General features: G+C 32.6%; 6 protein-coding genes and 1 riboswitch. Of the genes, 2 read left to right on the top strand and 4 right to left on the bottom strand.

Translation table 11 applies throughout. The features are described from left to right. The 4 genes from AADI82_RS10725 to AADI82_RS10710 form a co-directional block, all read right to left on the bottom strand. Positions 1–1,169, bottom strand: a 1,169-nt coding sequence (locus AADI82_RS10725) for an aminotransferase class I/II-fold pyridoxal phosphate-dependent enzyme (protein ID WP_341216435.1), incomplete at its 3' end; no start/stop codon positions are given. 40 nt (positions 1,170–1,209) lie between these two features. Continuing rightward, on the bottom strand, positions 1,210–4,608 hold the full coding sequence (thrA, locus tag AADI82_RS10720) for a bifunctional aspartate kinase/homoserine dehydrogenase I (RefSeq protein ID WP_341216434.1): 3,399 nt from the start codon (positions 4,606–4,608) through the stop codon (positions 1,210–1,212). A 45-nt stretch (positions 4,609–4,653) separates the two neighbouring features. Further along, entirely contained in the window at positions 4,654–5,928 is a 1,275-nt protein-coding gene (locus AADI82_RS10715; RefSeq protein ID WP_341216433.1) for an O-acetylhomoserine aminocarboxypropyltransferase/cysteine synthase family protein, read from the bottom strand. A gap of 120 nt (positions 5,929–6,048) precedes the next feature. Continuing rightward, positions 6,049–6,170, bottom strand: a riboswitch (SAM riboswitch). A gap of 85 nt (positions 6,171–6,255) precedes the next feature. Beyond that, positions 6,256–7,809 carry a hypothetical protein gene (locus tag AADI82_RS10710; protein ID WP_341216432.1) on the bottom strand — a complete coding sequence of 518 codons (1,554 nt, stop codon included), beginning with the start codon at positions 7,807–7,809 and terminating at the stop codon, positions 6,256–6,258. Between the two features lie 148 nt (positions 7,810–7,957). Here AADI82_RS10710 and AADI82_RS10705 point away from each other — a divergent pair, with 148 nt between their 5' ends. Continuing rightward, on the top strand, positions 7,958–9,133 hold the full coding sequence (locus AADI82_RS10705) for a 2-isopropylmalate synthase (protein WP_341216431.1): 1,176 nt from the start codon (positions 7,958–7,960) through the stop codon (positions 9,131–9,133). Between the two features lie 10 nt (positions 9,134–9,143). Continuing rightward, on the top strand, positions 9,144–10,256 hold the full coding sequence (gene leuB, locus AADI82_RS10700; protein WP_341216430.1) for a 3-isopropylmalate dehydrogenase: 1,113 nt from the start codon (positions 9,144–9,146) through the stop codon (positions 10,254–10,256). The last annotated feature ends 131 nt before the right edge of the window (positions 10,257–10,387 follow it).

The raw sequence follows: 10,387 nt of genomic DNA, 5'->3' as shown, positions 1-10,387 counted from the left end.
CCCAAAGCCTGCTCCAAATCCGCAATAATATCATCTGCATGTTCTAAGCCAACAGAAACACGTACCAATCCATCGGTAATATTAACCACTAATCTATCTGCTTCTGCTAAACTGCTGTGTGTTGTACTTGCTGGATGCGTTACAATAGTTCTGGTATCTCCTAAATTAGCAGATAAAGAACACATTTTAATAGCATCTAAAAATTCCCGCCCTGCTTCAATACCGCCTTTAACTTCAAAAGCGACAATATTTCCACCAAGCTTCATTTGTTTTTTAGCGACTTCGTACTGCGGATGCGATTTTAAAAACGGGTATTTTACCCAACTTACTTTTGGGTGGGCTTCTAAAAACTCTGCTACTTTTAAGGCGTTTTCGCAATGTTTATCGACTCTCACAGCTAAGGTCTCTAAACTTTTAGATAAAGTCCACGCATTAAAAGGTGATAAAGCTGGTCCTGTATTTCTGGCAAACAAATAAATCTCACGAATTAAATCTGCATTTCCAACAGTAACACCACCTAAAACACGTCCTTGTCCGTCAATTAATTTGGTTGCAGAATGAATAACCAAATGCGCTCCAAACTTTATAGGCTGCTGCAAATATGGTGTTGCAAAACAGTTATCGATGACTAAAATTAAATTATGTTTTTTGGCAATGTTTCCTAACAACTCTAAGTCGATAATATCAATAGCTGGATTTGTTGGTGATTCTGCAAATAAAATTTTTGTTTTAGGCGTAATAAAATGCTCAATAGTTTCGGGTTCGTTGATATCAAAATAGCTAGTTGTAATATTCCATTTTGGTAAATACTTAGTAAACAGTGTATGTGTTGAACCAAAAACTGAGCGTGCAGAAACAATATGATCGCCACTATTTAACAAGGCTGCAAAGGTTGAAAATACCGCAGCCATTCCTGTGGCAAATGCATAACCGCTTTCGGCGCCTTCCATTTTACAAATTTTATCTACAAACTCTGAAGTATTTGGGTTTGTAAAACGGCTGTAAATATTACGTTCTTTTTCTTCACTAAAAGAAGCACGCATATCTTCGGCATCTTCAAAAATAAAACTTGATGTTAAGTATAACGGACTTGTATGTTCTAAAAATTCGGTACGATTTAATTGTGTACGAATAGCTTCGGTTTCGAATTGTTTTTTCTGTTTACTCATTTTTTGTTTCTTTTAGGTCTCGACTGCAATCGACCTGACACTAGTTAATGTGTTTCGACAATCTTAAAATATCTCCAAAAACCCCTCTTGCAGTAACTTCTGCCCCTGCTCCTGCGCCTTGAATAACGATGGGTTGCTCGCCATAAGATTCTGTAAAAATTTCAAAAATGGCATCACTTCCTTTTACATGACCTAAAGTACTATCTTCTGGAATGGATACTAATTTCACTTCTAAGTTTCCTTTATCTTGTGATAAATCTCCTGATAAATCACCCACATATCTTAAAACATGTCCTTTTTCTTGATTGTCTTTTATCTTTTGAAATTCTTCATCTAAAACATCCAACTGACTCAAAAATGATTCAACCGAAATATTTTGATAGGCTTCAGGAATTAAATTCTGAACCTCAACATCTTCAAATTCGTTTTGTAAATCTAATTCTCTGGCTAAAATTAATAACTTTCTCGCCACATCGTTTCCTGAAAAATCTTCTCTCGGGTCTGGTTCTGTAAAACCTTTATCAATGGTTTCTTGAATAATTTCGCTAAACGGTTTGTCTTCCACAGAAAAATTATTGAACAAATAACTCAACGTTCCTGAAAACACCCCTCTAATTCTGGTAATATTCTCTCCAGATTCATGTAATAATTTAATGGTATCTATTAAAGGTAAACCTGCACCCACAGTAGTTTCGTATAAATAATCCTTATTATTTTCTTTTAATTGAGCTCTTAAATGAGTATAAAAATCGTGTGAAATGGTGTTAGCAATTTTATTAGACGACACCAAATCGAAACCAGCTTCTACTAATGGTACGTAATTTGAATGAAACTCCGAACTTGAAGTGTTATCAACTGCAATTAAATTTTCTAAATGATGTGATTTTGCAAATGCTATAATAGATTCGATTGAACTTTCTTGTAAAGTAGATTTTAAATCATCTTGCCAATTTTCATTGACTCCCTTTTTGTTTAAAATGAGTTTTCTTGAATTGGCAATGGCGAACACATTTAGATTGATGCCTTTGCGTTTTTCAATCTCATTTTTTGATTTTAAAATCTGATTGATTAATGCGCCTCCAACTCCGCCGTGACCAAAAATGGCAATATTTATCTTTTTAGAAATTCCGAAAACCTCCCCATGAATTACATTAACGGCTTTATGTAATTGATTTTTTTTAACAACCAAACTCACATTTCTGCCTGTAACCGTATTATTGAATAATAGTGGCGTAATTTGATTTTTTATTAAGGCATTAAACGGTTTATGAAAAGAACTCAGCTCAATTCCAATGATTGAAATTACTGAGACATCATCAACCACTTCAATTTTATTCACATCTTGCGAGTAAAAATCGCTTTCGAATTCGCGCTCCAAAGCAATAACAGCTTGAGTCGCTTTTTCTGCATCAATAATTAACCCAATACCTCTTTCTGAAGATCCTTGAGAAATAATGCTTACACTAATACCATGGTCGCTTAAAGCTCTAAAAATTCTGGCATCGACACCAATTTTACCTAATAATCCGCGACCTTCTAAATTTAACAACGCAACGTTGTCTAAAACGGATAACGAGGTTACTTCTTTTGAACTTGTTTTTGCTGTAATTAGCGTGCCTTCATCATCAGGGTTAAAGGTGTTTAAAATACGAAGACTGATATTTTTTTCTACTAACGGAATTATAGTTTTAGCGTGTAAAACAGTAGCTCCAAAATTAGCTAATTCGTTAGCTTCACTAAAAGATAATTCTCTAATCTTTTGGGCATCGGCAACCAAATCTGGATTTGCCGTATAAATTCCGTTTACATGCGTGTAATTTTGAAGCTCTTCAGCATCTAAAAAATTTGCTAATAATGCTGCGGAATAATTACTCCCATTTCTTCCTAAAGTAGTGGTTTCTCCTTTAGAATTAGAAGCAATAAAGCCTGTTACAATATTTACTGCATCTGCATTTTGCTTAAAATAGTTACGAACGTTATCTTTTGATATTTGCGAAATTGGTTGTGCATTACCAAAGGTGTCATCTGTTTTAAATAGTTGTCTTGAATCTGTAGCCTTAGCTTTAATTCCTCTTTCATTTAATAAACTAGACAATAGTTTTATAGTTAACAATTCACCTTGTGCTAAAATTTCGTCTTTAGTTTTTTGACTGTAATCACGTAATAAACTAACACCTTCAAACAATTTATCTAGGATTGAAAATTCTTCTGAAAAATCAATCGTTTTTAAAGGTTCTTTTTGATATGCTTTAAATGCTTGTAACGATTCTTGGTAATCTTCACCTTTTAAGGTTTTGTTTAAAATAGCTTCTAAATCATCTGTGGCATTGCCTCTAGCTGAAACTACTACTGTAATTTTTTCGCCATCATTTACTTTATTTTCAATAATGGAAAGCACTTTATGTAATCCATCTCCGTTTGCTAAAGATTTTCCTCCAAACTTTAATACTTTCATTTTTCTTTTTTTAGAATTTGGCACAAAAATGCCTTCTATTATTTTTTCTAATTGTTCATATTCTATTAAAAATGCATCGTGTCCATGCACCGAATTAATTTCATTATAGGTAACATTAGGGTTTGTAACCGCTAATTGTTTATGGGTTTGCCTGTTTTCTTCGGCTGTAAAAAACAAATCGGAATCGACACCTATAATATGAATGTTGGCTTTAATGTTTTCTAAAACATTAAAATCGTTTTTTCTGTTTTTTGTTACATCAATGGTTTTTAACAACTGATTCATTAATTTATAAGCTGAAAGCTGAAAACGCTCCTGCAATTTATTACCATGATGTAGCAACCAACTTTCAACATTAAAAATTTCTAAATCTTCATTTTTTGAGCGTTGAAAACGTTCCTTAAACGATTCTGGAGTACGATAACACAGCATAGCATGCATTCTTGCATCGTGTACCGGATTCTTAGAATTTAATAAAAATTGCTCTTGAATTTGGCAATTGGCAATTAACCAATCTGTTGATTTCCAATCGGTAGCTACCGTAATTAAATGCTTTGTAAAATCGGGTTTTAAAACTGCCATTTCCCAAGCAATTCCACCGCCTAAAGAGCCTCCAATAACAGCAAACAATTTTTCAATTTTTAATGCTTCTAGTCCTAATAAAAATAGATTAGCAATATCTCGTGCAACAAAATCTTTATAGTTTTCAATAACAAAACCATCAAACCCATTGCCTGGAATATTAAAGGCTAAAACAGAGTATAATTTAGTATCTATAACTTTGTTATCGCCAATAAGATCTGCCCACCAGCCTCCTTCTCCCGCAACATTACTATTTCCTGTTAAAGCATGGTTTACTAACACTATTGGTGTTGTACCTAAAGGTTTACCAAACACTTGATAGCTTAACTTAATTTCAGAATTTACCGCTTTACTTTCAGTAATAAAGTTTGAAATGATAATATGTGATAGTTCTTCTTTCAACTGTTATTTGTTTTTTACACCTATAAAATTAAAACTCAATTATGATTAAATGGTTTTAAAAGCTGCTTTTAAATCGTCTTTTAAATCGTCTATATCTTCAATACCTACAGATAGCCTAATTAAATCTGAAGACACACCTGCCGATGCTTGTTCAGCTTCATCTAATTGCTGATGTGTAGTACTTGCAGGGTGAATAATAAGTGATTTAGTATCACCAATGTTAGCAAGCAACGAAAATAATTTGGTGTTATCTGCAATCTTTTTAGCCGCATCAAAACCACCTTTGTGTCCAAAAGTTACAATACCACTTTGTCCTTTTGGCAAGTATTTATCTGCTAGTTTTTTATACTTGCTAGACTCTAAACCTGGGTAATTTACCCAAGCCACTTCATCTTGAGCCTCTAACCATTTGGCAATTTCCAACGCGTTTTCACTATGTTGCTTGATTCTTACTGGAAGTGTTTCTAAACCTTGAATAATATTGAATGCGTTTGTTGGACTTAACGCCCCACCAAAATCTCTTAAACCTTCTAAAATTAATTTAAAAGTATAGGATGCAGCTCCTAAAGCTTCGTGATAAACTAAACCATGATAACCTGCTGATGGCTCTGTAAATTCTGGAAATTTACCATTTGCCCAATTAAAAGTTCCACCGTCAATAATGGCTCCTCCAATAGACGTTCCTTGTCCGCCAATATATTTAGTTAATGAGTGGATTACAATATCTGCACCATGTTTTAGTGGATTTAACAATACTGGCGTTGCCACTGTGTTATCAACAATAAAAGGAACTCCAGCGGCTTTTGAATGTACTGAAATAGCTTCTAAATCTAATACATCTAATTTTGGATTTCCTAAAGACTCAACAAAAAAGGCTCTAGTATTATCTTGTACAGCATCAGCAAAATTCTCTGGATTTGACGCATCAACAAAAGTAGTTGTAATACCCAAACGCGGTAATGTTACGCTTAACAAGTTATATGTTCCACCATACAAACTACTTGATGCTACAATATGATCTCCAGCTTTTAACAACGTTAGTAAACCTGTTGAAATAGCAGATGTTCCAGAAGCGAATACTACTGCTCCAATACCACCTTCTACTGCAGCTAAACGGTCTTGTAATATTTGATTTGTTGGATTGTTTAAACGGGTGTATATAAACCCTAGTTCTTTTAATGAAAACAGGTTAGCTGCGTGATCGGAATTATTAAAAACATACGATGTAGTTTGATAAATTGGCACAGCTCTAGTTCCTGCGTTTGTAGTTACGTCGTGCCCAGCATGTAATGCATTAGTTGCTAATTTTTGTGTACTCATTTTTCTAATTTTTTTGAGTTAATAAATGATTAAACCAAAAGCCAAAATGCGCTTGTAAAAGCGTACTTAATAGAAAAATGTTAAAAAGAAATTATTAAAATTACAGAAAGTAATTTTGTTTGGTTATCTATCTAAAACACTAATTATATTTAGTAGTTTAAGTAGAATTTAGCACCTTCTTTACGAATAAAGGGTTGCTAAGGTTTCGCAGGGTCTAATCCCTCCACCTTTCTTGATAACATTTCAATAAGTTATTGAACTTTGTGAGTACAAATATTCAGTTAGAAAAATTTAAAATCCTAATTTTTTTTGATTTTTTTTGAAAAATTATGGATTCTGCAAAATTTCAGTTTCAAATTTATTTCTAATTATGAAGCCAACGGGTTTGTTTTCAATTTTAGATTCTAACCACGAAATGATGTCTAAATAAAGGAATGCCCTGCTTTGGTAAGGATCATCTTCAAATTCCTTTAATTTTTTATGCAGTTTAATAAATTCCGCTTTAACATCTTGTGGATAGATATCACCTAAACCTCTTAAAAATTTAATAAATTCTTTTTGTACTTCGTACAAGTCCTCCATTTTAATTAAAAACTTATAGGTGCTTTTTATTAATACATCTAAGTTATAATCCATTCCAGCTTCGTAATGCGCTACCAAGTTTAATATTCTAGAAAAACACAGTAAATCTTCGCGCATTTGAAGCGATTTATTGCTAATTATTTTTTCTAAAAACTGAATACACTTTTTGTTTTCTCCAGCACCAAAATACATACTCGCTATTTTATAATAAAACACCATAACATGATGCTCGTCTATACGGTTTTTGTATTTCTTTAATTGCTCTAAAACCTCATCTATTAAAGGTAAACCTTCAGCAAAACTACCTTCTATAAAATGCAAATTAAATTTGTTATTATAAATATATAAAAAGGCTAAACTTTCATTATTATCATCCAAAGGAAACCACTTTTCTTTAGTAACCTCTTCAAGCTTAAACAGTGTTTCTTTAAATTTTTCATAATGCCTTAAATAAAATAAAGCTTCTAATAAATAGTGGTTTCCTCTTAAAAAAAAGACAGGATTTAGCACAATCATATCCTTATTTTCATAAAAAAGATTAACCCACTTAGTAGCATACTTATAACACGATAAAAAATCTAAGGTTAAAAAACTATACCATAAATAAGCTTTATATAGCCATAATTTCTCCCTAAATCCTAACTTATTAATATCGTATTTAGGCAGTCTGTCATTAAAATATTTTGTTATGCGTTTATGTTCTGTATCATTTTTGATATAGCCCGTTTTTAAAAATAAACCATATAATTGCAATGATATATTAGACAATTTACTAGCCAAAACATTTTGTAAACTAAGCTCTTTAGCCTGAACTGTTAACTCGTCTGCTCTATTATTTAAACTTCGAGTTATATATTGAGATTCAATTATTTTTTCAAGCTCAACAATTTCATAAGCAATGTTTTTTTCTTCGTTGTTTATTGCTAAAGTTTTGGCTTTATCTAAAATTTTTAAGCTTTGTTTATAAAGCCCTTTGTGATATAAAATAGTGGCAAAATCGAGTTGTTCTCGTATTTGAATCCTTATATTTTGATGTGACGGATTCAATCTTAAACTAATAAGAATCTGTTTATATAAATGCGCTTTTAGATTTGATAATTGCTGTTTTTTAACAATCCCTTTCTTTAAAATAACGGCTTCATCATAAACTGAAAGCTTATCAAGAATGTTAAAAAGCATCAAAAATTTTGAGTCTTCATTTACACCCAATCTACCTACGTAAAGCTTAAACTGTCTTTTTTCAGATTTAGACAGCGACTTTACCAATACAAACAAATTATCTTTTTGCTCTTTTGTCATAATTATTAAAACACACTTAACTTATTAATTTTCAATTATTTAAAAACCTAACACTTAAGTTAAACATCGTAAAAAATGTATGTTGAATTCTCATTTTAAGAAACCAAAATATACATTCGTAATACAATACGAAAATATATTTTACTAAATGTCTGATAATAACGTCCAAATTTTTGATACAACACTTCGCGATGGCGAGCAAGTCCCTGGTTGTAAACTTAATACAGAACAAAAATTAATTATAGCAGAACAGCTTGATAATTTAGGTGTAGATATTATAGAAGCTGGCTTTCCTGTATCAAGTCCTGGCGATTTTAAATCGGTTGAAGAAATATCTAAAATTGTTAAGCACGCAACAGTTTGTGGGCTAACACGCTCTGTTGAAAACGATATAAAAGTAGCTGCTGAAGCTTTAAAATATGCCAAAACACCACGAATTCATACGGGGATTGGTACTTCAGATTCTCATATAAAACACAAATTCAAATCGACTCAAGAAGATATTATTGAACGCGCAGTAAAAGCTGTTAGTTATGCTAAATCTTTTGTTGAAGATGTTGAATTTTATGCCGAAGATGCTGGAAGAACCGATAATGAATATTTAGCTCGTGTTTGCGAAGCGGTTATAAAAGCTGGAGCAACTGTTTTGAATATTCCAGATACTACGGGGTATTGTTTACCGCACGAATACGGTGCAAAAATTAAGTATTTAAAAGAAAACGTAAAAGGTATCGATAGAGCTATTTTGTCGTGCCATTGCCATAACGATTTAGGCTTAGCAACAGCAAACTCTATTGAGGGTGTAATTAATGGAGCACGTCAAATAGAATGCACTATTAATGGCATTGGAGAGCGTGCAGGAAATACAGCCTTAGAAGAAGTTGTTATGATATTAAAACAACATCCTTACTTAAATTTAGATACTAATATTCAAACCGAAATGCTTTATGGCATTAGCCAATTAGTGTCGGATAGTATGGGGATTTATACGCAACCAAACAAAGCTATTGTTGGTGCTAATGCTTTTGCACATAGCTCTGGAATTCATCAAGATGGTGTGATTAAAAATCGTGAAACTTACGAAATTATAGATCCTAAAGATGTTGGTGTAACCGAATCTGCCATTGTATTAACAGCAAGAAGCGGTAGAGCTGCTTTAGCATATAGAGCAAAAAATATAGGCTACGAATTAACGAAACTTCAGTTAGATGAAATTTACACTAACTTTTTAGATTTTGCCGACAAAAAGAAAGAAGTTGATGACTCAGACATTCATAAAATTATAGAGAAAAGTAAAGTTTACAGAGAAATTGTTTCAGCTTAAAATTAAATAGATGAAATTAAATATTGCCGTTTTACCAGGCGATGGTATAGGTCCAGAAGTTACAGCACAAGCCGTTAAGGTTTTAAAAGCTATAGCTATGGAATTTGGTCATCTATTCACTTTTAACAAAGCACTTGTTGGCGCTTCGGCAATTGAAAAAACGGGTAATGCCTTGCCAGAAGAAACCATTAACATTTGCGAAAATGCAGATGCTATTTTATTTGGTGCTATTGGCAGTGCTAAATACGATATGGATCCTGATGCTAAAATAAGACCAGAACATGGGCTTTTAGGACTTCGTAAATCGTTGGATTTATATGCCAATATAAGACCTGTTATAGCCTATGAAGATTTATTGAATAAATCTTCTTTAAAAATTAAGCAAATACGCGATACTGATATTTTAATTTATCGCGAGCTTACTGGAGGACTTTATTTTGGAGAGAAAAAATTAACTAACGATTCGGCTTCAGATATTTGCGAATACTCACGCTTTGAAATTGAACGCATCGCACATTTAGCCTTTAAAGCAGCACAATCAAGAAAGCGTAAACTTACTTTGGTAGACAAAGCCAATGCCTTAGCAACGTCTCGCTTATGGCGTAAAGTGGTTCAAGAATTGGCATCACAATATCCAGATGTTAAATTAAATTTTCTGTACATCGATAATGCAGCCATGGAGCTTATTATAAACCCAAGGCAATTTGATGTTATTTTAACTGAAAACATGTTTGGCGATATTTTATCTGAAGAAGCTAGCGTTATTGTTGGCTCTATTGGTTTACTAGCATCGGCTTCAATAAACGATAAGCACGCTATGTTTGAACCTATACATGGTGCCTATGGTAAATTTGCTAATAAAGGTATTGCAAACCCCATAGCATCCATTTTATCGGCTGCTATGTTGCTAGATCATTTTGGGTTAAACAAGGAAGCTGCTTTGGTGCGACAAGCTGTAGATAAATCGTTAAAACTTCATATTACAACACCAGATTTGAATACTAAATACGATAATATAAGCACCACAAAAGTGGGCGATTTTATTGAAGATTATATAAACAATCCAGAAGAAACCAATTTAAACTTTAAAAATATTCATTTAGGACAGTCCACAATTATTTAATTATTTGAGTTAGTCACATTTATAAATTTTTGGGATTTTAAAAGCGCATTTTTATAATGCGCTTTTTTATTTTAGTTATTTGGACGTTACCACAAGAGGTGTCGGGCTATCCACTATATCTTTTTTACGTC

The organism is uncultured Wocania sp., assembly GCF_964021735.1.
GTDB lineage: Bacteria > Bacteroidota > Bacteroidia > Flavobacteriales > Flavobacteriaceae > Wocania_A.
This window is presented reverse-complemented; position numbering and strand designations above follow the sequence as displayed.